We start from the raw sequence: 24,068 nt of genomic DNA, 5'->3' as shown, positions 1-24,068 counted from the left end.
AGTCCCTTTTTTTGTTAATAATTATATTGATTATTGTTTGGCAATATCAATCTGAACCGGTTTCCCTTTGATTGTATTTCCATCCATTGCTCTCAGAACTGCACGCGCATCGCGTTCCGGAACGTCAACAAATGTGAATTTATCGTAAATGTCGATGGCGCCGATGGTTTTTCCGGGAATATTGGCTTCGCCTGCAATGGCTCCGACAATATCTTTCGGCAGGATATGATCCTTACGTCCAAGGCTCAGGAACAAGCGGGTCATGCCGGCTTCAGGTGTACCGCTGCGTCTTGAATCTCCGTCACGTCCGCCTTCAGATCTGCGTGCTGATGGTGCATAACGGTCATTTTCCCGACGGTCACCGCCTCTTTCAAAACGGCTTCCTGATGAACGGCGTTCAAACCTGTCGCCGCTGCCTTCGCGACGGCCGTCTCTGTCACTGCGTCTTTCTTCCCATGCCAGGTTGCTGTCGGTATATTCGTTTTTCTGAACACCCATAATCTGCTTGGCAAGTGCGGCTACCACCTGTTCGGTTGTAAAACCGCTGTGATGAAGCATTTCCAGCACATCATTATAAAGGTTAAGATCATCGCCTTCTTTAATAGAATTGGAAATTGATTCTACAAAGCGTGCTTTACGGACACCTACAATATCTTCGTAAGAAGGAATGACGCCTTTTTCAATTTTGACTTTGGTATAGCCTTCAATCGATTTAAGACGGTATTTCTCATCTCTTGCAACAAGAGAAAATGCTTTTCCGGACATTCCGGCACGGCCTGTACGGCCGATACGGTGAACATAATATTCTTCATCCAGCGGAATGTCATAATTGATCACGCCATCCAGACCGCTTACGTCAATACCGCGGGCTGCAACGTCGGTAGCAACAAGAATCGTTGTTACACCAGCTTTGAATTTGCTCATTACATTGCTGCGTTGCTGCTGGCGCAAATCGCCGTGAATACCTTCGGAAGCATAGCCTCTCAATTGAAGATCTTCAACAATTTCGTCCACTTTGCGTTTGGTATTGCAAAAAACAAGCAGTGATTTAAGATGATGCATATCGATCAGCCGGGTCATTACTTCAACTTTGGCCTGCGGTTTTACTTCAAAATAAACCTGTTCAATATTCTGGTTTGTCAGCTCGTTACGTACAACCTTGATCAGGATCGGATCATTAAGGAAGCGCTTTGTGATAGACATGATCGGCTTGGACATCGTTGCAGAAAACAGGATTGTCTGACGATCTTCGGGCATATCGGCCAAAATACTTTCAATATCTTCCCGGAAGCCCATATCAAGCATTTCATCCGCTTCATCCAGAACCATCATGCGTACTTCGTCGAATTTCAACGTTTTACGTTCCATATGGTCCATCACACGGCCAGGAGTTCCGACCACGATATGTACGCCTTTTTTCAGTGAGCGTATTTGACGGTCAATAGAGTCACCGCCGTAAATCGCTTCAATTTTAAGTCCTCTCTGGTATTTGGCAAGTCTTCCTATTTCTTCCGAAACCTGAACGGCAAGTTCGCGGGTAGGGCAGAGGATAAGTGCTTGTACTGCATTGCTGGTTATATCAATTCTTTCCAGTACAGGAATTCCGAATGCTGCAGTTTTTCCGGTTCCCGTCTGGGCTTGTCCAATTACGTCGGAACCTTGTAATACTGCGGGGATTCCCTGTGCCTGAATCGGAGAGGGTTTTTCAAAACCCATTTCATTTAAGGCTTTCAGGATGTTTTCCGAGAGACCAAGCTCTGAGAAAGTTTCAAAATTTTCAGTTGTCATTATATGTATTTTATTAAAATTCGGGTGTAAAAAATGATCATGAAGGTTCAGCTCCATACCGGTTTCGGATACAGACGTCCGGAACAGCTGTCAAAAATCTTAATCAAATTTGTGAATGGCATGTTACGGAACGGATAAATTGTTCCATAGCGAAAATCATTCAGCAAAAAATCAACTAATTCAAAAGGGGATTGCGCAAAGCCCACCACAAACCATCCGTGGGGTCCTGCATGAGAACGGTGATGCCAACCAGATAAATTTTAAGGTCGGAGCGAGTTGTTAAGTGCTAAACCGTGTAAGAAGCAGAGAAGCGAACGGATGTTCGTTCAAATTTTATGCAAAATTAAGAATAAAATCTGAAATTACAACATTTGAGCGTAATTAATTGTAATATTTTTAGAAACAGCAAACCCTGCGGATATTTGCATCCGCAGGGTTTTTATCAGTCAGGTTTGTTTATTAAAAAAGCTTTTCAACTTCGGTATAAGGCAGGTTCCAGGCTTCCGAAACGCCTTTGAAAACAACTTTGCCGTTTACGACATTCAGCCCTTTGCGAAGTTCCTCACTTTTGGCGCAGGCCGCTTTCCAGCCCAGATTCGCCAATTGCAATGCATAAGGAAGTGTGGCGTTCGTCAGTGCAAGCGTAGAAGTATAAGGAACAGCGCCCGGCATATTGGCAACGCAGTAATGCACAACACCGTCCACTTCATAAATCGGATCTTCATGCGTTGTTGCTCTGGACGTTTCAAAGCAGCCGCCCTGATCAATGGCCACATCGACCATAACGGTTCCGGGCTTCATCAGTTTCAGCATATCGCGCGTAATCAGCGAAGGCGCTTTGGCACCGGGAATCAGTACACCGCCGATAATCAGGTTTGCACTTTTTATCAAATCACGGATATTGTACTCATTGGACATGACGGTATCTACATTCGCCGGCATGATATCTTCCAGATAACGCAATCGCGCAAGGCTGATGTCTACAATAGTTACATTCGCTCCAAGTCCGGCCGCCATCTTTGCCGCCTGCGTACCCACGATACCTCCGCCGAGCACAAGAACGTTCGCCGGTTTTACGCCTGCCACGCCGCCCAGCAGAATACCGAATCCGCCCATCGGTTTTTCAAGATATTTGGCACCTTCCTGAATCGCCATTCTTCCTGCCACTTCACTCATCGGAACGAGCAATGGAAGGCTTCTGTCGGTTTTTTCAACGGTTTCGTAGGCAAGGCAAACCGCCTTGCGCTCAATCATGGCGTGTGTCAGCGGTTCGGATGAGGCAAAGTGGAAGTAAGTAAACAGCAGCTGGCCTTCTTTAATCAGAGCGTATTCACTTTCAATCGGCTCTTTTACCTTGACAATCATTTCTGCAATGGCATAAACCTGCTCAATGGAAGGCAAGATTACGGCCCCGGCTGCAATGTATTCTTCATCTGAAAAACCGCTTCCTTTTCCGGCTTCCGTCTGAACATAAACCGTATGCCGGTTTTTCAGAAATTCGGTAACTCCGGCTGGCGTTACTGCCACGCGGTTTTCATTATTTTTAATTTCTTTGGGTACGCCAATGATCATTGGAAACAGTATTTTATTGGATTGGAAAGACTTTCGGGAGACTTGCAAAATTACTTTTATTAAGAAAAAGATACTATGGAATAGGAAAAGGACAGAAAAGAAAACTATTTTCATCCTTGTAAGGCATAATTATTTCTTTCATCAAGTAATTAATCCCTATTCAGCCGATAAAAAATACTATATGCAGCCTGACCTTACGGACAGAAAAATACTGGAACTGCTTCAGCAAAATGCACAAATGACCATCAAGGAAATTGCGGCACACATCAATCTCTCGGTCACGCCTGTTCATGAAAGGATCCGGAAGCTTGAAAAAGAAGGAATTATCGATAAATACGTGGGCCTGCTCAACCGGCGCAAACTTGGAAAAGCACTGATCGTTTATTGTAATGTAACGCTCGACAAACAGCGTAAAGAAAGTTTTGAGGACTTCAATGAAGCCATTGTCAAGATGAACGAAGTGCTGGAATGTTCGATCGTATCGGGGAACTTTGATTACATGCTGAAAATAGTCGTGGAAGATGCCGAAGCATACAATCAGTTTTATCAGCACAAACTTTCTGCGCTAAAAAGTGTGTTACACATCAGCAGTTATTTCGTAATTTCCGAGATCAAGTACACGACGGCTATTTCCGTTGTATAAGCGAATACAGCTTTATTTTTGAATTTACATTGATAAACAGGCAAATAGAATCAAGCCATTTGCCAAAAGCCATTTAAATGAATAAGAATTTCAAGGACGGCCTCAACCTAATGTCCAAAGTTACGCCGAAGCGGGCATGGAATGCAATCCAGATTTTAAGCAGTTATTTCTATTCAAAAGCTACCGGAAACCCGGTTCACTGGGGCATGCCGATTGCCATTTCCTTCGAACCGACCACTTCATGCAACCTTCGCTGTCCCGAATGTCCGAGCGGCTTGCGTTCGTTTACAAGGCCAACCGGCATGATGGAAGAAAAGCTTTACAAAAAAACGATAGACGAACTGGCCGAAACCCTGCTTTATCTGATTTTTTATTTTCAGGGAGAGCCTTACTTGCACCCGAAATTTTTTGAACTTGTACAATATGCGCATGAAAAGGGCCTGTATACGGCCACATCCACGAATGCGCATTATCTGACGGACGAAAAAGCGAGAAAAACGGTAGAGTCCGGGCTGGACCGGCTGATTATTTCCATTGACGGCACCACGCAGGATGTATATCAGCAATACCGGATCGGGGGAAACCTGGAAAAGGTACTGGAAGGAACCAGAAATATCATCAAATGGAAAAAGGAACTGCGTTCGAGCACGCCGCATGTCATATTCCAGTTTCTGGTTGTGAAGCCGAATGAGCATCAGATCGAGGATGTGAAAAAACTGGCAGAAGAACTGGGCGTGGATGAAGTCGGGCTGAAAACGGCACAGATTTACGACTACGAAGAAGGCTCGGAACTGATCCCGACGATTGAAAAATACTCGCGTTACCAAAAGCAGGAATCGGGCCGGTACTCGATTAAAAACAAATTTGTGGACCATTGCTGGAAAATGTGGCATTCTTGTGTCATCACATGGGACGGTGCGGTGGTTCCGTGCTGTTTTGATAAAGATGCGGAATACCAGCTTGGCGATATGAAAAGGCAGACTTTCCGGCAATTATGGAAAGGAAAAAAATACGATGATTTCAGAGCTTCGCTGATCCGTTCCCGTTCGGAAATTGAAATGTGTAAAAATTGTACCGAAGGAACTCAGGTATGGGCGTGAAACATTTCGCCATTTTGTAGCAGATTTATTTTTAATTAATAAATAATATAGTTTAAGTTGCTCTTAATCAAATAAGTGTAGGGATAATTAAAAACTCCGTGGAACATTTTTTGGTGAATTGCCCCGAATAATAGAAATTTGACCTTGGTAACTCAAATTAATACATGGGCAAAGTAATTGCAATTGCAAACCAAAAGGGAGGAGTAGGAAAAACAACCACTGCTATTAATCTGGCGGCAAGTCTGGCCGCACTTGAATTCCGGACATTGATTATTGATGCTGACCCGCAGGCCAATTCAACTTCCGGGCTGGGATTCAATCCGCAGGAAATGGAAAACAGCATTTACGAATGCATGGTGGAGCAGGCGAGGACGGCGGATATTATTCTGGAAACCGATTTTCCATATCTGAATCTGCTGCCGTCGCATATTGATCTGGTCGGAGCGGAAATTGAAATGATCAATCTGAAAAACCGTGAGCAGCGCATGAAAGATGCGATTGCGGAGGTACGGGACGAATACGATTTTATCATTATAGACTGCTCGCCGTCGCTGGGTTTGATCACGATCAACAGCCTTACCGCCGCTGATTCCGTTATCATACCCGTACAATGCGAATACTTTGCACTGGAAGGTTTGGGCAAACTGCTGAATACCATTACCATCATCCAGTCACGCCTGAATACAAGCCTTATTATAGAAGGGATTCTGCTCACGATGTATGACCTTCGGCTGCGCTTGTCCAATCAGGTTGTAAACGAAGTTACGAGTCATTTTGAATCGCTTGTTTTTAACACCATCATACCGCGTAACGTAAGGATCAGCGAAGCGCCGAGCTATGGTATTCCTGTTATGGCGCAGGATGCTGACAGCAAAGGTGCGGTAAGCTATTTGAATCTTGCCCGGGAAATTCTCAGTAAAAATGGTTTGCTGTCTTCTGACAAACAGATTGGGGTAAACTGATAAATGATTTGAACAGCGAGAAAGAAGATGGAGAACAGCAGCAAGACCAAAAAAATGACCGGACTGGGAAGGGGCCTCGGGGCTTTACTTCAGGATTCGGAAAAAATAAGTGCGCCGAGAACCAACGCACGGCTTTCGCCAACGGACGTTATCGGCTCGATGAACGAGATCGACGTCAGCCAGATTGAAGCAAATCCGTATCAGCCCAGGACAAAATTTGATCAGGAATCACTGCAGGAACTTGCAGATTCAATCCGCGTACAGGGCATCATTCAGCCGATTACGGTAAGGCAGCTGACGGATGACAGTTATCAGCTGATTTCGGGAGAAAGACGTCTGCAGGCTTCGAGACTGGTGGGAATGACTTCTATTCCTGCTTATATCAGAACTGCAAACGACCAGCAGATGCTGGAAATGGCGCTTATCGAGAACATTCAGCGTGAGAATCTGAACTCGATAGAAATTGCACTCAGTTACCAGCGCCTGATCCTTGAATGTAATCTGAAGCAGGAAGAGCTTGGCGTGCGCGTCGGCAAAAACCGTACAACGGTCAATAATTACATCCGATTGCTGAAACTTCCGCCCGTTATTCAGGCTGCACTGCGCGACAACAAGATCAGTATGGGACATGCGCGTGCGATTATTACCATAAACAGCGATCAGAGTCAGTTAAAAATATTTAATAAAATTATTGAAGAAGGCTGGTCCGTGCGGAAAGTGGAGGATGAAGTCCGTAAACTGGGCATGATGAGCAGCATATCGTTTGCTGCCAAAAAACAGGCTACAATTAATCAGGAAATAAAGTCGTTACAGTTTCAATTGTCTTCTTTTTTCGGGGCTAAAGTCTCCGTGAAAAGCAATAATGATCATAAAGGGGAAATCAAGATTCCCTTTACATCACAGGACGAGCTGAAAAAGATACTTGAAACACTGAAATTTAAATAAGACTTGAAAAACTGGTTTTTGCTTGGAATGTTAATGTTTTTTTCCAGAGCTATTTTCGCGCAAACCACGCCGGTTGCTGGCGGTGCGGACACCGTCCGGGCGGCACGTTCCGGCAAGGATACCGTCCGGCCAGCAGGCGATACCGTCAAAGTTGCGCAGCAGGACTCCATGGCTCCCAGAAAGAAGAAGTTTATGCCCGTTCCCAAAACGGCCACAAGGCTTGCATTCATTCCAGGCGGAGGACAGATTTACAACCGTGATTACTGGAAACTTCCCATTGTATACATTGCATTTGGCGGCGGACTTTATGCCTATTATCTTAATTCCATAAAGTACAAGGATTATCTCGATACGTATAAATCCTTTTACGACCTGGATAAGAACAGCAAGAATTACGGAAATGTAAAAATCGGCCTTACGCCGGATTCTACAAAAATTGTGCGTGTAAGAAACCTGCTGAATACCGAAAGCGAATATTTGCCTGCAACAAGGGACCAGGCGGCCAGAGGCAAGAATTACTGGCGTCGCAACAGAGGATTTGCGCTGATTGTCTCCGGGTTCATTTATACACTTTCCATTATTGAAGCCAATGTGGCAGCGCATTTGAAGACGTTTGATCTGTCGGATGATTTGTCCCTGCGGATCGAACCCAAACTGAATCAGCCCGCCATGCGTACGCCGACACCGGGCCTGCGCCTTGTTTTTGATATAAAGTAACTATTACCGGTACCGAACAAATTTTTGATTGATGAGAATACTATTACTTGGATACGGCAAAATGGGCAAAACGATCGAGAAAATTGCGCTTGAAAGAGGGCATACGATCGTTGGCAGAATAGACCTCGGCAACCGCGGGGAAATGGACGTGCTCAAAACTGCTGACGTAGATGCGGCCATTGAGTTCAGTTCGCCTGAGGCCGCGTTTGAAAATATAACCTATTGTCTTAAAAAAGGCTGGCCGGTTGTAAGCGGAACGACCGGCTGGCTTGAACACCGTGCAGAGATTGAAAGATTGTGCAAAGAACAGAACGGCGCATTCTTTTATGCCTCTAACTACAGCATCGGCGTCAATCTGTTTTTCCGTCTGAACCGCCAGCTAGCGCGCTTGATGAACGGACATGCATACCAGTCTTCCATGACTGAAATTCATCATATTCACAAGCTGGATGCGCCAAGCGGAACGGCGATCACACTGGCCGAGGGCATTATTGCTGAAACGGAATCACTGGATGGCTGGAAACTTGCTCCGGACGAAGAAGAAGGATATCTGCAGATTACTTCATTGCGGGAAGGAGAAGTTCCGGGAACGCACATTGTCCGTTACGAATCCGAAGTGGATACCATTGAGATAACGCATACGGCACACAGCCGGGCCGGATTTGCACTCGGCGCCGTTGTGTCAGCGGAATGGCTGCCGGGCAGGGAAGGGGTTTTCGGAATGGACGACCTTCTGAAAAGTCTGGATTGAAAATCATAAACTATCAATAAACTTATAGCATGGCTATTCATAAAGAAATTACCTCCAGTACGGTGCATACGCATAAGAAAAAGTCGCCCATTCGTGAATGGTTTGATTCCGTACTATTTGCCGTTGTGGCGGCAACCCTTATCCGCTGGCTGTTTTTTGAAGCATTTACCATTCCTACTCCTTCCATGGAGAACAGTTTGCTCGTCGGCGATTTTTTGTTTGTAAGCAAATTGCACTACGGAACACGCACGCCGAAAACGCCGCTCCAGGTTCCGCTTACGCATCAGACAATCTGGGGAACCAACATTCCATCTTATACCGATGCCATTCAGTTGCCGCAGTACCGTTTGCCGGGATTCAGTGAAGTGAAGCGCGGTGACGTGGTTGTGTTTAATTATCCGCCCGAACTCCAGCATCCCGTTGACCTGAAAACCAACTACATCAAACGCTGCATGGGACTTCCCGGAGACAAGGTGGAAGTAAGGGACCTGCAGGTATATGCCAACGGAACCGCGGTTGAAAATCCGGTCAGAATGGAAAACGAGTATTTTGTTGCTACTTCAACAGCAGTAAATGAGGTCAAAGTATTCAAGGAAAACGGAATTTCCGAATACAGCCCTTACACTGAGAGCTTTAATGATACAATCGCATCCAATGACCAAATGGGCTATCTGGTTTTTACAACGGTTGAAATTGCTGCAAAGCTGAAAAGCTATGACTTTGTAAAGGGAATCACGTTGGTAAAATCCCCGAAGGAAATCAGCGAGCCGATGCTCTATCCGAATTCTTCCCTGTTCAAGTGGAACCGCGATAATTACGGTCCGGTAACCGTTCCCAAAAAAGGTATGACTGTTCAGATGACTCCTGAAAATCTGGCTTTATACGGCCCTGTTATCAAAAATTACGAAGGAAACGAGAATGTCGTTCTGGAAGAAAAATCGGTAAAAGTGGACGGCAAAGCCATCAGCAGCTATACTTTCAAGCAGGATTATTATTTTATGATGGGCGATAACCGGCATAATTCTGCGGATTCACGTTACTGGGGTTTTGTACCAATGGATCATATTGTCGGAAAAGCCGTATTTGTCTGGATGTCCATTGATCCGAGCCCGACCGGATTTTTCAATAAAATCAGATGGAACCGTATTTTTAGAATCATTAACTGATCTTTCTGAGATCATCCTAAAAGGGAATGCAGCAATACATTCCCTTTTTTTATTAACCATGATATATAAATAAATAATATATAAAAATTTACTATTTATAAATATTGATGTAATATTGCAAGTGTACGAAAAAAGCACTTGCGATGGCCATTACAGAATTAGCCCCAAAACAGGAAAGACAAAAAAAAGAGAAATCGGCCTTCCGCGAATGGTTTGATTCCGTCCTGTTCGCTGTCATAGCCGCAACCATCATCCGTTGGCTGTTTTTCAGCGCGTTTGTAATTCCAACGCCTTCCATGGAAAATACGCTGCTGGTCGGAGATTATTTGTTTGTGAGTAAGCTGCATTACGGCACAACCACGCCGGTAACGCCTCTGCAGATGCCTTTGACGCATCAGTACATCTGGGGAACTACAATTCCTTCGTATCTGGAATGGATAAAATTGCCGCAATTTCGTCTGCCCGGATTTACGGATGTAAAACGCGGCGATGTAGTTGTGTTTAATCTGCCTGTTGAGCATCCGGAAACTTACAGGAAATACAGCAACGTGCTTCCCGACCTTCATCCGCATCCGCTGGATCTCCGTTCCAATTATATAAAAAGATGCGTTGCACAGGCCGGCGATACGCTGGAAATCCGGAACGGACAGGTTTATATTAACGGTTCTGCACAGCCGATACCATTTCGTATGCAGAATGAATATTTCATGTCAACGACAACTGCTGTTCATGAAGAAAATGTTTTTCGTAAAAACGGCATTACCGATTTCACACCGTTTACGGAAACGTTCAATGACACCATTATTTCAAATGACGAGTCCGGTTATATCGTGAAAACGACGCCTGCACTTGCACAAAAGCTGAAAACGTACGATTTTGTAAAAAGAATGGAGCCTTTGTATTTACGCAAAGGTTTAAAAGAACCATCCCTTTTTCCGGCAACGGATCTGACCGACTGGAATAAGGATAACTACGGCCCGATTGTCGTTCCGGCAAAGAATGGTACCATTATGCTCAATGATCGGAACACGGCCATCTATGCGGATTTTATCCGGTATTATGAAGGGAATGAGCATGTCACATTGCAAAACGGCAAACTTGTTCTGAACGGAAAACATGTTGATCAATATACTTTCAAGCAAGATTATTATTTTATGATGGGCGATAACAGGCACAATTCAGCAGACTCGCGCTATTGGGGATTTGTGCCCAAAGATCATATTGTAGGAAAAGCAGTATTTGTATGGATGTCGATTGATCCTGACCCAACGAACTTTTTAAACAAAATTCGTTGGGAAAGGTTATTCCGGATCATTCGGTAGCTGCTTTGCTTATTCTTCCTGGGAAAAAATAAGCGCAGTGTAGGGCGGAATGTGCAGCGAGGCATAATGCGGCAGTTCGTCGTACGATCCGTCCATGGTTTCAATGTCAAATACACCGATGTTGGAGAATTCAGGATCATACTGGGCATTGTCGCTGTTTAAGCGCAAATGCCATTTTCCGGATCTCGGGAAACCGACTTTATAATCCGAAAAGGTTTCTATGGAGAAATTCAGGACGACAACCACGCTGTCTTTGGGTCCGCCCTGATCCCAGCGGTGCATCACAATTACTTTTTTGTCGTTATCTACCCGGATCAACTGCACGTTCTGGCCCTGAAGACCTTTTGTTACGCCAAACCAGTTTCTTCTCAGATGGATCATATCGCGGTGCAATGCCGCAAATCCGCTGAACTTTTCCAGTCTTGACCAGTCAATCGGGTCGCTGTCTGAAAACCATTTGTCTTCCAGCAACGGCTGTCCCTGGAAAATCATGGGAATTCCGGGCGAAGTCATAACCAGCGCCACACCAAGCGCAGCTCTTTTTTTGGAATACCAGTTATTTACATCCCCGTCTGCGATTTCTTCCGCAACGCGGGCTTGGCCGTTCGCAACCTCGTCGTGCGATTCGGTATAGATGATACGCTGAAATGAATCTGTATTAAAGCGTTCGGCGATGATTTCCGCTACGCTGAACATGTTTCTGTCCTGATCGTTTGCCGTAATGATGGCATCTCTGACCGTATGTACAAATTCCGCATCCCATTGCGAGCCATAACCCATTCCGCCGTTTTCAGGAGAATTGGTAATGAAATCCAGCGAATGCATGTCTTCAGCAATGGTGATGCAGTTCGGATAATTTTCCCGGATGTCTTTATTGATCCATTGTATCAGTGAAATCCCTTCCTGAATATCATTGCCGGGATTGCCGTCTGCTTTTACATTCCGGATATAAGGCACCATATCCATGCGCAGCCCGTTTACACGGTACTCTCTCAGCCACATCATGGCATTGTCATGAATGTACTGCCTTACTTCGCCGCGGCCGTAATCGGGGCGTGTATTTCCCCACGGTGTTTCCGAACGCCAGTCGTTGTAAAAGTAAATGCCGCCGCCGTCATTTTCCTGCCATCCGTCAAATTGCCAGAGATCCAGATCCGACGGCCCGAAATGGTTATAAACAACATCCAGAATAACAGAAAGTCCGGCTTCATGCGCCGCCTGTACAAAAGCTTTCAGTCCGTCGGGACCGCCGTAATCGGATTCTATGGCAAACGGGTTTGCGGGGTTATATCCCCATGAACGCGATCCCGGAAACTCAGAACAGGGCATTAATTCAACAGCATTGAAACCCATGTCTTTCAGATAGGGAATCCTTTCGATTGCCGTATAAAACGTTCCGACCTGATCTTTTTCTTTCACGTTAAAGGTACCTACATGCAGTTCATAAATGACAAGTTCATGCCAGCCCGGCATCTGAAAACCGTCTTCTTTCCAGTTGAACGAAGCATGGTTGTACACGATGCAGTTGCCTGATGAATTGGTCATTTTCAATGCATAAGGATCGTTTCTCATGAATTCACCGTATGGCGTCTCCAAAAAAAACTTGTACTCGTCACCTTCTTTTGAATTTTCCACCAAAACACCCCACATGCCGTTTTCTTCCTGATTAAGCGGGTTTTTTTCTTTGTCCCAATCGTTAAAATCACCGACTACTGAAACACTTTCTGCATGTGGCGCCCACACTCTGTAATAAACTCCTTCGGCATAGCACGTTGCTCCCATTCCGCCAAATTGCTGAATGGTTTCCGTTTCTTCAGTCTGTAAATTTTCCATTTCCCTTGCGGATAATTGTTATTTTTGAGGTTAAACTATTACGTATAGTGACAAAATACATGCCAGTTCGTATAGCTATACGTTTGAATTGAAACTTTGATAAATACAACACACTATAACATGTCTGAATTAATGGAGAACGAAAAGGTATGTACGCTTGCGCTGATCCACACGCCGGGGATCGGTTCTGTAACCATCCGGCAGCTTATCGGCTATTGCGGTGGCGCTTCGGAAGTTTTCAGGTCGGCATACAGGAAGCTGATTAAAATTCCCGGTGTCGGTGAAAAAGTAGCAAGGGCAATCCTGGCCAGAGACAGCCTGAACATGGCGGAAGAAGAATACCGCAAATGCATCGATTCCGGTACCGCTCTTCACTTTTTTACAGACCCATCGTTTCCATCCAGACTGAAACCTTTATACGATGCGCCGGTTGTTTTGTATTCCCGCGGGACCTTTGATTTCAATGCAGCCAGAACTGTCGGGATTGTAGGGACAAGGCAAATCAGCGAATACGGAAAAGCAACTGCGGAAGCCATTATCAAAGAACTTCAACCTTATTTTCCGCTTGTCGTGAGCGGCCTGGCCTACGGCGTGGACATTACTGCGCACCGGGCTTGTCTGCTGCATCATATTCCGACAATAGGCGTCATGGCAAGCGGACTCGATGTGGTTTATCCATCTTCGCACCGGCGTACGGCGGCAGAGATGATGGAAAACGGCGGACTTGTTACCGAGAATGCGCTGGACACCAAACCTGATTTTATGAGATTTCCTGCGCGCAACCGAATTATTGCGGGGCTAAGTGATGTTATTATTGTAATTGAATCTGCAAAGAAAGGCGGAAGCCTGATTACAGTGGAATTTGCGCAGAATTATCACAGAGATGTTTTCGCAGTTCCGGGAATGATCGGCAGTGCACAGTCCGAAGGCTGCAATGCCCTGATCCGCGATCACAAAGCTTCCATTTTTACTTCTGTTGCAGACATGGCTCATGCAATGGGCTGGAATGAAATGGAAACAATTAATAATACCAGTGAAAGGGCTCAGATGCAAGTCAGTTTCGACGGATTCACGCAGGATGAAGGGCAAATACTTGCACTTTTAAAACAAAATGGAACCATACAGATCGATGAGCTGTCGTGGCAGTCGGGAATGCATCTTAACAAACTGGCCACGCTGCTGCTGAATCTGGAATTTCAGGGAATGGTCCGGTCCATGCCGGGCAAAAAATACGGGTTGATATAAATGCATGATTAAAGACATCGTTCAAACAATAAAACAGGGAGAAGGGCTTACAACCGAGTTTAAAAAAACCATTGACAGCCCGTTTAAAATAGCCAAGACGATTGTATCTTTTGCCAATACATCAGGAGGTACTTTAATCGTAGGCGTATCAGACAACGGCACCATTTCAGGTGTGACGTCAGAACTGAAAGAGCTGCAGAAGCTGGAAAAGGCAACTGCAGAACTGATCGAGCCGGCCATTATGATCAGTATAGAATCTGTTATGCTGGACGGCAGAAAAATTCTGGTTATTGATGTAAATGAAAGTTACGACAAGCCGCATTATGCCAGGAATGAAAAGCGGGAAAGGATTATTTACATCCGGGTTAAAGACAAAAGCATGCCCATTCCGCGATTGCTGCTGTACGGAGAAAGTGACGAAGATACGACAAAATTGCTCGCCTCGCGGCATGTAAAAACGCTGGTGACTTATCTGAAAGAAACGGATTCGATTACGGCCAAGGTCTTTTCCAGGATCATTAATATTTCAGAAAAAAGAGCGGAGAAAATGCTTCATGATCTTGCTGCCAGACAGATTTTACTGAAAATTTCCCCGAAGAAGCCCGAGACGTTCAGTCTGAAATGGGCAGAATAAAAAAGGCGTTTGACAGTAATGTCAAACGCCTTTTCATTGCATGTAATCCGAAGTTTATCTGATTCCTACAAGTTCCAGTTCAAAGATAAGATCCTGTCCTGCAAGCGGATGGTTTGCATCCAGCACGACTGTATCTTCTGTTACTTCGCGGATAATCACCGGAATAACCTGGCCGTTCCCTTCCTGGTGCATGTTTAACGTACTGCCAATTTCCAGAGGAATTTCAGCAGGAATCTGTTTCCTGTCGAAATGAATAATCATATCTTCATTTACCGGGCCGTATGCTTCGGCATTCGGTATATGAATGGTTTTCTTGTCGCCGATCTCCATACCGGTAACTCCGTCATCAAATCCTTTGATCACCTGACCGCTTCCAAGCTGAAAATCCAGAGGGTCGCGTCCTTCAGATGAATCAAAAAGTTGTCCGTCCGGCAAAGTCCCTTTATAATGGACCTGCACATTATCGCCTGATTTCGCCTGCTTCATTGTATTAAAACTTAATGGTTAGAAAAATGGTCCTGCTCCGGAATTTTGCAGGACCTTGTACCGGTTATTTAAAATTAATATGCCCGAGCAAAAACCACTCGGCCGGACGAAGGTTTTCCGGAATAAATGCATGTGCCTTCTTCCTTTTCCTGATCCAGCGGAATGCAGCGGATCGTTGCTTTGGTTTCTTCCTTGATTTTTTCCTCGGTTTCGGAAGTGCCGTCCCAGTGCGCCAGGATAAAGCCGCCTTTGGTATCCAGCAGCTGGTTGAATTCTTCAAACGTGTCGACACGTGTCGTATTTTCCTTTCTGAAAGCCAGGGCTTTATTGTAAATGGCTTCCTGAATATTGTCCAGAAGCAAACTAATGTATCCTGCAATTCCTTCCAGCTGTACGGTTTCTTTCGTTTTAGTATCTCTTCTCGCTACTTCAATGGTGCCGTTTTCCAGATCGCGAGCGCCCATTGCAAGACGTACCGGAACTCCTTTCAATTCGTATTCAGCAAATTTATAACCGGGCTTGTAAGCATCGCTGTTATCGTATTTCACGCTGATGCCCATTTTTTTCAGTTCTTTTACGATTTCACTTACTTTTCCTGAAATGAGTTCCAGCTGTTCGTCATTCCTGTAAATCGGTACAATCACAACCTGGATCGGTGCGAGCTTTGGCGGCAACACAAGACCGCTGTCATCCGAATGCGCCATAATCAGGGCACCCATTAGCCGGGTACTCACGCCCCATGAAGTTCCCCAGACGTATTCCAGTTTGCCGTCTTTGTCCTGAAATTTTACATCGAATGCATTGGCAAAATTCTGTCCGAGAAAATGCGAAGTTCCCGCCTGCAACGCTTTGCCGTCCTGCATCAAAGCTTCAATACAGTAAGTATCCACAGCGCCGGCAAACCGTTCGTTTGGTGATTTCACACCTTTAATAACCGGCACGGCCATCCATTCTTCTGCAAACTGTGCGTATATATCCAGCATTTGTCTGGTCTCGGCAATGGCCTCGGCCGAAGTAGCGTGCGCTGTATGGCCTTCCTGCCACAGAAATTCGGCAGTACGCAGAAACAGACGCGTCCGCATTTCCCAGCGAACCACATTTGCCCACTGGTTGATCAGCAGCGGCAGATCCCGATACGACTGGATCCAGTTCTTGTACGTACTCCATATCACCGTTTCAGAAGTCGGCCTGACGATCAGTTCTTCTTCGAGCTTGGCCTCCGGGTCTACAATGACGCCTTTTCCGTCGGGATCATTTTTTAACCTGTAATGGGTAACGACAGCACATTCCTTGGCGAATCCTTCCACATGTGAGGCTTCTTTACTCAGGTATGACTTGGGTATGAACAAAGGAAAATAGGCATTGGTGTGCCCGGTTTCCTTGAACATGTCATCCAGTGCGCGCTGCATTTTTTCCCAGATCGAATAGCCGTACGGTTTGATCACCATGCAGCCTCTTACAGGGGAGTTCTCGGCCAGATCGGCTCTTTTTACTAATTCATTGTACCATTCGGAGTAATTTTCACTTCGGGTTGGTAAGGCTTTACTCATTCGTAGGATTATTTTATAAATGAAAAGGAGTATATCGTTAAACAGAACCTCATATTCTTGAAGTAGCAAAGATAGTTTTTTATGTCAGAATTGGAATTAATGTATTATAGTGCATGTTTACTTAGTACTTGGAATAAAAATTTTATATATATTAGCATCAAACTTTTTAATCCTTTAAAGCCATGACGATGTTCAATAAAGCAAAATATTTTTCTTTGCTGGTGTTGGTGGGAGCTTGGGGATGTACATCGACTCAAAATATGTCACGTTCAGGCGGATATGATCCACTTTATGGTGGAAATGCCGGTACCGGATTAGTGTCAAGAGACCGCAGTGCAGATCAAGAAATATCCCGCAGTGACAATCCGGATTATACTTATACCGGAGATGAGGAAGCTACAGGAACCAGCGATTATTATGATGATTCTTACCTTTCTTCCCGCTCTGTAAAACGCAACGTTTCCAATGATGTCGGTTACAATGCCGGTTTTGTAGACGGTTATAACCAGGCCAATTCATTTGCAAATCCTTATGGCTACGGCGGCTTGGGTTCTTACTGGCCCGGCAGCGGAATGAATTTCGGACTTCAGTTCGGTCTTGGAAGCATGTTCAGAATGCGTCCTTATATGGGATTCGGCATGAACCCGATGATGCTCGGCTATTCGCCATGGGGCTACGGCAGCATGATGGGAATGGGGTACGGCGGAATGCTGGGCTACGGAAGTATGCTGGGATACGGTTATGATCCCTTCGGATATAATTCATTTGGTTATAGCCCCTGGGGTTACAACAGCTTGTACGGTTACGGAATGTATGACAGCTATTATGGCGGTTACGGATACAATCCATGGGCTTACAGCCGTCCGGTTGTAGTTGTAAATAACAATTACGAAAGACAAGGACTTGCAAGAACTTCCGGACCAAGAATTGCTTCCGGTAACAGCTCAAGAAACCGTGACAGCTACAATTCGAATTTTGTAAACTCGTCCAGATCAAAATCAAATTCTACTCCTGTAACGGAAGGCCGTACCGGTCGCAGAGCAGCAAATGCAATTTCTGCAAACGATACGTATTCTTCACCAAGGTCTTCGAGATCTTACGGAAGAAGCAGTTTATCTGATGCAAACGGAAGAACAAGCGGAACGTCTTCTTACAGTTCAAGAGGTGAAAACCAGGGCAACAATGTTTACTATTCACGTCCGCGTTCGGCCAACGCAAGCAGCTATTCTTCGGATGGTGTAACTTCCGGCAGCTATGCAAGCCCGCGTTCGTCAAGAGGAGCAAACTCATACAGTTCGCCATCTTACAATTCACCGTCAAGAAGTCAGTCTGATTATTCAGCACCTGCACGTAGTTATTCAACTCCTAGCAGCAGAGGCTCAGAATCGTACAGCGCACCAAGCCGTTCATACAGTGCACCAAGTTACAGTGCTCCATCCAGAAGCTACAGTGCACCGTCTGGCGGTGGCGGTGGCGGCGGAGCAACCCGTTCTTCTTCAAGAGGTCCGAGATAATCATCCGGATTGATTGATCAGGCACAGAATTAATATAAAAACCCTGCAAAGTCTTGCAGGGTTTTTCGTTTATTAAATGTTGAATTCAAAGGTTAGCGAACATTATATATCCATGACAAAACAATCTATGTGGGCGGTAGTTTGTGCCCTGTGTGCTTCTTCATCCGTTTTCGGACAATATGCATCGGATGCTTTGAGATATTCTGAAAGCAATCTGACAGGATCGGCCCGGTTTCAGGCACTGGGCGGAAATCATGCCGCTTTGGGTGGGGACCCCAGCGTTATCCACGGCAATCCGGCAGGTCTGGGATTTTATAACAGATCCGAGTTGACTGTCAGTCCGGCAGTTACAAGCATTAATAATAAAACCCGTTACATTGATGATACCCAGTCATCCGGTAAAAGCAATTTCAACATTGCGCAGGCTTCGCTTGTCATTGCCAGCCAGCCCGGTTTTCAGAGAAAATGGAAAGGGTCGTCTTTGGGGATTTCATTTTCACGTCAGCAGACTTTTCAAGATAAATACAATTTTTCGGGATTGAATAACCGCAGCGCATACCTTGATCAGGTCATTGAGAATGTAAATGCGGACGGCACAACGGTTTCGCAGCTTGAAACCGATTTTGAAAGCGATCCGGCCAAAGGCGGCCCGGTTGCCTATTCCTTGCCTTCGGCTTATTATCAAATGTATCTGATTAACCCTACAAGTTCAACAGGACCGCCTTATGCCCCGCTGGATAAAAACAGTGTTGTGGATCAGTTCGGAACGTACAGTGCGACGGGTGCGAATACACAATGGAACATCGCCTACGCAGGGAATTACAATGACAAATTTTACATTGGTGCTACGCTCGGATTCAGCCGCTTGCGATACAAGTACACGCGGACTTTTCAGGATAGTTATGCAGACAGTCCGGAACTTGTTTCCACGCAGCAGGATGAAAGTCTTACGGTTACGGGAAATGGTATCAATGTAGCGCTTGGGGTTATTTACAAAATTAATCCGTTTGTTCAGATCGGCGGTGTGCTGACAAGCCCGACATTTACGTCGATCAAGGAAACTTTCAATCAGAATGTCAGTGCGCAGTTTGTTGATAATAAGGTAACAGGGCCGGACGGAGACTTGATCACGCCGCCTTATACGAGCCTGCCGATTGCGCCGAATGACTTTGTTTATTCACTGACAAGTCCATTCAGAGGAAACTTCGGAGCAACTTTCTTTTTTCAGGACAAAGGCTTTATTACCGGTTCTGTGGAGTATGTCGGTTATGCCGGAATGGGTGCCAACACCAATTACCTCAGCAGCACAAGCAATGAGGCATTTAAAAATGAGACAAAAGCTGAAATTAAAGATACATACAGGAACACGGCAAATTTCCGGATTGGCGGTGAATATCGCATGAATATGTTCCGGGCAAGGGCAGGAGCTGCTTACCTAGGTGACCCTTATTCAAGAACAGACGGTTTGAACAGACAAAAACTGTTGTTCTCAGCCGGAGTAGGCGTAAGGGGAAGCCGGTTTTTTGCAGATCTTACCGGGACGCTTTTAACTTACAAAACAGCATTTACGCCTTATGCGCTTGCTAATGCGCAGGACTATTCTTCTGTGGAAATCACGAACAAGCCGGTCAATGTAATGCTGACAATCGGAACGACATTCTAGAACGCATTTCCTGTTTATAAATACAAAACAAATGCCTCGGCTGTTTCCAGCTGAGGCATTTGTTTTAGAATGTCCATTGCAAAGTCCGTTATGAAAATATATTGTTGACACTAAGCTGATAAATGATCTGTTTGCAAATTATTTACAGCAAAGGCTTCAAAACTTCCAGCAAATAGCTGACGTCAATTTCACCTTTTAACGTAAGGTCAGCCTGCGAATAATAGGGAAGCCGTTCCTGTAGTTTACTCGTTAAAGCATCTTCCAGCGAAGCCGCTCCCGACAGAACCGGGCGGTCATCTTTGCCGTGGTTTTCAATTCTTTTTACAAGATCCGCAGCCGGAACGTCCAGGAAAATACTGATTCCAAGCGAACGGATGTAATCCATGTTATCGTAAAAGCAAGGCGTTCCGCCGCCGGAAGCCAGAACAATTTTGCTTTCAGGCATGATTTCCTTTAAAATCCTGGATTCCGTTTCCCGGAAATAAGTTTCGCCTTTTTGCCTGAATAGGGATGGAATATCGGTTTGCTGATCTTTTTCAATCAGTTTGTCAAGATCCACAAACTTGTAATTCAGCGCACGTGCCAGTTTTTTTCCCAGAGTTGATTTGCCGGAAGACATCATTCCGACGAGTACTATATTTTTCATAAAATGGTGCGCCTTTTCAGCAAGCAGCCTTTCCGTTTATTTAACCAGTTCGATCACTTCCTCCGCAGCCGGCGTGTCATTGTAATGCCATTTGCCTTTTACGGTGCCGTTGTCCAGCAGCCATAAGCCGGGATTGGATCTTGAAATCGTTTTTAAAACCGTGGCATCCACATAATAATAAGGCACGTTAAGCTGGTGCCCGGAAAGAAACCGCACAATTTCTTCACTGTTTCCCGAAGTCAGGATAATCGGTTCCACGCCCTGCGTTTTAACCTGATTGATAAGCTTGTTGATTTCAGGCAAAGCAGCCGTATTGATATCGTTCAGGCTTTTGATGATCAGAAAAAGTTTTTTTCCCTTGAAAGTCTCTTCTGTAAAATCTCCCGCGTCGTTCCAGACTTTGTAGTCTGTAATTTTCGGCTTTGCATCTTCGTTCAGCACAACCATTTCCTTGAAAACCATTGTTGTGTCGCTCGGATATTTTTCAAATTCATATTTTTTTCCTCCTTTATCAAATATATAAAGGTAACGCAGCGGCTCTGAAGGTTTCATCTGGGCCGGAATGTTTGCGCCCACGCGATACGGCAAAAGGTCCAGTACAGGCAAATGGCGCAGCACATACACGGCCAGCCCGAGCGAAGCAATGGTTGAAATTACAATAATAATCCCTGTCGGCAACGGCTTGAACTTTTTCCGATAATAAACGATAACAAGGATGAGGGCAAGTAAAAACAAATCTTTTCCGAAAGACGTCCATGGCGTCAGCTTGATCGCGGCACCAAAGCATCCGCAGTCTGTAACTTTGTTGAAATAAGCCGAATAGAATGTCAGGAAGGTAAAAAAGACAATGATTGTCAGCAGCAGCCATGAGATGGTTCGCGGTTTGTAACGAACCAGCAATGCAATGCCGAGCACCACTTCTGCCGTGCATAAAAATACAGACAAATAAAGGGCAAGCGGAACCAGCGCCATGAAGAAATCGTGCAGAAAAGGCATATCCACGGCAAAAACTTCAAAGTATTCTTCAAGCTTGTACTGGGTTCCGATCGGATCGTTCAGTTTTATCAATCCTGAAAAAATAAACAGCAGGCCGACAACGATACGGGAAATCTGGGCAAGGATTTTCATTTTTATAATGCTATTAAAAATGCTTTAACACAAAACGCTGGTCAGTTTGTTTGCAATGCATTGGATTTGATCAGGCAGAAAACAGAATAATTGATAATATCCTGATAACCCGCCTTGACACCTTCAGAAACCAGCGTCAATCCCTGATTATCCTCGATTTGTTTAATCCTCAGCAATTTCATCAGAATAATATCCGTCATGGAACTGACGCGCATATCGCGCCACGCCTCGCCGTAATCGTGATTTTTGTTGAAAAGCAGTTCCTTGACTTCATTGACCTGCATATTGTACAGATTTGCCAGATCCGAGTCCTGAATATCCTGTCCGGTTTCTGCCGAGGCAATCTGAATAAGCGCCATAACGCAGTAATTGATGATGCCGACGAACTCGGAAGAAACGTCTTCATTCACCTTTTGTACGCCTTTTTCCTGAATGGTCCGGATTCTCTGCGCCTTGATGAAAATCTGGTCTGTAAGCGACGGAATCCGCAGGATACGCCATGATGTTCCGTAATCTCTGTTCTTTTTTGTAAAAAGCGCTTGGCAATACTGAATGATTTCCTGATATTCCGATTCTGTGGATTTCACTGCTTTGGATTAGTTAATGGCTTTACGGCGGGGAATTCAGAATGAGTTCACAATCATTCCCTTGCCGGTTTCAGTTAAAAAATGATGATGCAAGTTAGCAAAAAAACGCTCAACATCCGGGGCAGACTGATGGAACTGTCAACTCCGGTTGTAATGGGCATACTCAATATAACGCCGGATTCTTTTTACGCCGGAAGCCGCATCAGCTCCGTTGACGAGCTTGTGGACAAGGCCGGGCAAATGCAGAAAGAGGGTGCAGGCATTATTGATGTCGGCGGGTATTCCACACGGCCGGGGGCAAAGGAAATTGATCCGGAGGAAGAAGCGGACCGCGTGGAATCCGCGATTGAGCCGTTAAATAAATATTTTCCTGATCTGATTCTTTCCGTAGATACCTTTCGATCTTCAGTAGCCAGCCGGGCCGTATATAAGGGCGCGCATATGATCAATGACGTTTCAGGCGGAATACTGGACGACAGCATGTTTGATGTGGCCGCTGCGCTGAAAGTTCCTTATATTCTGATGCATATGCGCGGTACGCCGCAGACGATGAACCAATTAACAAATTACAATCAGCTGATTCCGGACATTCTGAAAGATCTGAAGGAAAAAGTGGATGTGCTCAGGCAGAAAGGCGTTGCAGATATCATTGTTGATCCGGGTTTCGGGTTTGCCAAAACCATTGCCCAGAATTTTGAACTGATGAAAAACCTTCATGCCTTTCATTTGCTGGATTATCCGCTGCTTGTCGGGATTTCGAGAAAAACCACCATTTACAAAACTTTAAATATTACAGCCGAAGAAGCGTTAAATGGAACAACCGTACTCAACACACTGGCATTGCAGCAGGGCGCGTCAATTATTCGCGTGCATGACGTAAAACCGGCGGCAGAAGTTGTAAAACTATGGATTGCCGCTGGTAACAGTATGAATTAAATAGTAATTTAGTCCCGGAATAATATTGATTTTCTTATGCGTGTGGGTTTTTTGAACATCAATTGGGCTGACGTCCTGGATGTTTTTTTAGTTTCAGTTCTTCTTTATCAGGTATATACGCTGGTTCGGGGAAGTATTGCCAGCAGGGTTTTCCTCGGGTATCTGTTTGTTTACGTGTTTTATCTGGTTGTAAAAGGACTTGGACTGGGACTACTCACAGCTATTTTACAATATTTTATGGGCGTTGGAGCCGTTGCGCTGATTGTTATTTTTCAGCAGGAAATCCGGCGTTTTTTGCTCATAATCGGTAAATCCACCATTTATACCAACAACGGGCTGCTGAAAAAAGTAATGGGCAATTCGGTGCTGGACCTGAAAGTGAAAAACCTGAAGGAAATCGTGGACGCCAGCAAAACCATTGCCGCAAACTTTACAGGCGCATTGATTGTCGTCAATAAAAGAGACGATTTAAGCAAATACGTTGAAACCGGCGAATTGCTGGATTCACGCGTTTCCAAACCGTTGCTTGTTTCCCTTTTTAATCAGTATAGTGAGTTGCATGACGGTGCCGTAATCATTGTGGACGGCGTACTGAAAGCGGCAAGATGCGTGCTGCCGGTCGCGGACGGCGTGGATGTTCCGTCTTCACTCGGGTTCCGGCACAGAGCAGCCATGGGCATGAGTGAAGCCACAGATGCTATTGTAATTGTCATTTCCGAGCAGACCGGCAAAATCTCGCTTGCCGTGGAAGGGCAGCTGCACAGCAATATTCCGTATACGGAGCTGGAAAACCGCATTGAAGAATACCTGAATTCCGACGTGCAACGTATGCCGCAGTAAGTTGAGCCGGGATTGATCAAATATATTTCAGGCTAAGCTT

The 24,068-nt window shown here is 45.2% G+C and carries 22 protein-coding genes; 14 read left to right on the top strand and 8 right to left on the bottom strand.

Going from position 1 to position 24,068, the window contains the following annotated elements:
• Positions 1-30 precede the first annotated feature (30 nt).
• Positions 31-1,788: a DEAD/DEAH box helicase gene (locus FEM33_RS24655; RefSeq protein ID WP_139014636.1), complete on the bottom strand. Its 1,758-nt coding sequence runs from the start codon at positions 1,786-1,788 to the stop codon at positions 31-33.
• Between the two features lie 459 nt (positions 1,789-2,247).
• Positions 2,248-3,360, bottom strand: coding sequence for an alanine dehydrogenase (gene ald / locus FEM33_RS24650; protein ID WP_139014635.1), 1,113 nt, complete (start codon positions 3,358-3,360; stop codon positions 2,248-2,250).
• A 181-nt stretch (positions 3,361-3,541) separates the two neighbouring features.
• On the opposite strand from ald, the gene FEM33_RS24645 reads away from it, so the two are divergent.
• From FEM33_RS24645 to lepB (FEM33_RS24610), 8 genes are all read left to right on the top strand, one after another.
• Positions 3,542-4,003 (top strand): Lrp/AsnC family transcriptional regulator, encoded by a 462-nt coding sequence (locus FEM33_RS24645; protein ID WP_139014634.1) that lies wholly within the window; start codon positions 3,542-3,544, stop codon positions 4,001-4,003.
• 77 nt (positions 4,004-4,080) lie between these two features.
• Positions 4,081-5,103 (top strand): SPASM domain-containing protein, encoded by a 1,023-nt coding sequence (locus FEM33_RS24640; protein WP_139014633.1) that lies wholly within the window; start codon positions 4,081-4,083, stop codon positions 5,101-5,103.
• 164 nt (positions 5,104-5,267) lie between these two features.
• On the top strand, positions 5,268-6,065 hold the full coding sequence (locus tag FEM33_RS24635) for a ParA family protein (protein WP_138281545.1): 798 nt from the start codon (positions 5,268-5,270) through the stop codon (positions 6,063-6,065).
• A gap of 27 nt (positions 6,066-6,092) precedes the next feature.
• On the top strand, positions 6,093-7,010 hold the full coding sequence (locus FEM33_RS24630; RefSeq protein WP_138281546.1) for a ParB/RepB/Spo0J family partition protein: 918 nt from the start codon (positions 6,093-6,095) through the stop codon (positions 7,008-7,010).
• A gap of 27 nt (positions 7,011-7,037) precedes the next feature.
• On the top strand, positions 7,038-7,727 hold the full coding sequence (locus tag FEM33_RS24625; RefSeq protein ID WP_229214397.1) for a DUF5683 domain-containing protein: 690 nt from the start codon (positions 7,038-7,040) through the stop codon (positions 7,725-7,727).
• 31 nt (positions 7,728-7,758) lie between these two features.
• Positions 7,759-8,478: a 4-hydroxy-tetrahydrodipicolinate reductase gene (gene dapB / locus FEM33_RS24620; protein WP_139014631.1), complete on the top strand. Its 720-nt coding sequence runs from the start codon at positions 7,759-7,761 to the stop codon at positions 8,476-8,478.
• A 29-nt stretch (positions 8,479-8,507) separates the two neighbouring features.
• Entirely contained in the window at positions 8,508-9,644 is a 1,137-nt protein-coding gene (lepB, locus tag FEM33_RS24615; RefSeq protein ID WP_139014630.1) for a signal peptidase I, read from the top strand.
• 143 nt (positions 9,645-9,787) lie between these two features.
• Positions 9,788-10,966: a signal peptidase I gene (gene lepB / locus FEM33_RS24610; protein WP_139014629.1), complete on the top strand. Its 1,179-nt coding sequence runs from the start codon at positions 9,788-9,790 to the stop codon at positions 10,964-10,966.
• Between the two features lie 9 nt (positions 10,967-10,975).
• Here lepB (FEM33_RS24610) and FEM33_RS24605 read toward each other — a convergent pair whose 3' ends face one another.
• The gene (locus FEM33_RS24605; protein ID WP_139014628.1) at positions 10,976-12,799 is read right to left on the bottom strand and encodes an alpha-amylase family glycosyl hydrolase; all 1,824 of its coding nucleotides are present in this window, start codon (positions 12,797-12,799) and stop codon (positions 10,976-10,978) included.
• A 120-nt stretch (positions 12,800-12,919) separates the two neighbouring features.
• Between FEM33_RS24605 and dprA the strand changes: the two genes are divergently transcribed.
• Both dprA and FEM33_RS24595 read left to right on the top strand, forming a co-directional pair.
• The gene (dprA, locus tag FEM33_RS24600; protein WP_229214396.1) at positions 12,920-14,044 is read left to right on the top strand and encodes a DNA-processing protein DprA; all 1,125 of its coding nucleotides are present in this window, start codon (positions 12,920-12,922) and stop codon (positions 14,042-14,044) included.
• 4 nt (positions 14,045-14,048) lie between these two features.
• Positions 14,049-14,678 carry an AlbA family DNA-binding domain-containing protein gene (locus FEM33_RS24595; RefSeq protein ID WP_139014627.1) on the top strand — a complete coding sequence of 210 codons (630 nt, stop codon included), beginning with the start codon at positions 14,049-14,051 and terminating at the stop codon, positions 14,676-14,678.
• A gap of 54 nt (positions 14,679-14,732) precedes the next feature.
• Here FEM33_RS24595 and FEM33_RS24590 read toward each other — a convergent pair whose 3' ends face one another.
• Both FEM33_RS24590 and proS read right to left on the bottom strand, forming a co-directional pair.
• On the bottom strand, positions 14,733-15,164 hold the full coding sequence (locus tag FEM33_RS24590) for an FKBP-type peptidyl-prolyl cis-trans isomerase (RefSeq protein WP_139014626.1): 432 nt from the start codon (positions 15,162-15,164) through the stop codon (positions 14,733-14,735).
• Between the two features lie 74 nt (positions 15,165-15,238).
• Entirely contained in the window at positions 15,239-16,714 is a 1,476-nt protein-coding gene (gene proS, locus FEM33_RS24585) for a proline--tRNA ligase (protein ID WP_139014625.1), read from the bottom strand.
• Between the two features lie 260 nt (positions 16,715-16,974).
• Here proS and FEM33_RS24580 point away from each other — a divergent pair, with 260 nt between their 5' ends.
• Positions 16,975-18,228 carry a hypothetical protein gene (locus FEM33_RS24580; RefSeq protein ID WP_229214395.1) on the top strand — a complete coding sequence of 418 codons (1,254 nt, stop codon included), beginning with the start codon at positions 16,975-16,977 and terminating at the stop codon, positions 18,226-18,228.
• Positions 18,229-18,340: 112 nt separating this feature from the next.
• On the top strand, positions 18,341-19,891 hold the full coding sequence (locus FEM33_RS24575; RefSeq protein WP_139014623.1) for a hypothetical protein: 1,551 nt from the start codon (positions 18,341-18,343) through the stop codon (positions 19,889-19,891).
• Between the two features lie 142 nt (positions 19,892-20,033).
• On the opposite strand, the gene FEM33_RS24570 is transcribed toward FEM33_RS24575, so the two are convergent.
• From FEM33_RS24570 to FEM33_RS24560, 3 genes are read right to left on the bottom strand one after another with little or no spacing between them, the layout of a single operon-like run.
• The gene (locus FEM33_RS24570; protein ID WP_139014622.1) at positions 20,034-20,537 is read right to left on the bottom strand and encodes a shikimate kinase; all 504 of its coding nucleotides are present in this window, start codon (positions 20,535-20,537) and stop codon (positions 20,034-20,036) included.
• A gap of 36 nt (positions 20,538-20,573) precedes the next feature.
• Positions 20,574-21,665 carry a BT_3928 family protein gene (locus FEM33_RS24565; RefSeq protein ID WP_139014621.1) on the bottom strand — a complete coding sequence of 364 codons (1,092 nt, stop codon included), beginning with the start codon at positions 21,663-21,665 and terminating at the stop codon, positions 20,574-20,576.
• Between the two features lie 41 nt (positions 21,666-21,706).
• On the bottom strand, positions 21,707-22,252 hold the full coding sequence (locus FEM33_RS24560; RefSeq protein ID WP_139014620.1) for a DUF1599 domain-containing protein: 546 nt from the start codon (positions 22,250-22,252) through the stop codon (positions 21,707-21,709).
• Between the two features lie 84 nt (positions 22,253-22,336).
• On the opposite strand from FEM33_RS24560, the gene folP reads away from it, so the two are divergent.
• Together folP and cdaA are read left to right on the top strand one after the other, a co-directional pair.
• Positions 22,337-23,188, top strand: coding sequence for a dihydropteroate synthase (gene folP / locus FEM33_RS24555; RefSeq protein WP_139014745.1), 852 nt, complete (start codon positions 22,337-22,339; stop codon positions 23,186-23,188).
• Between the two features lie 36 nt (positions 23,189-23,224).
• Positions 23,225-24,028 carry a diadenylate cyclase CdaA gene (gene cdaA / locus FEM33_RS24550; protein WP_139014619.1) on the top strand — a complete coding sequence of 268 codons (804 nt, stop codon included), beginning with the start codon at positions 23,225-23,227 and terminating at the stop codon, positions 24,026-24,028.
• Positions 24,029-24,068: the final 40 nt, after the last annotated feature.

The organism is Dyadobacter flavalbus (assembly GCF_006149045.1).
In the GTDB taxonomy this organism is placed as follows: domain Bacteria; phylum Bacteroidota; class Bacteroidia; order Cytophagales; family Spirosomataceae; genus Dyadobacter; species Dyadobacter flavalbus.
This window is presented reverse-complemented; position numbering and strand designations above follow the sequence as displayed.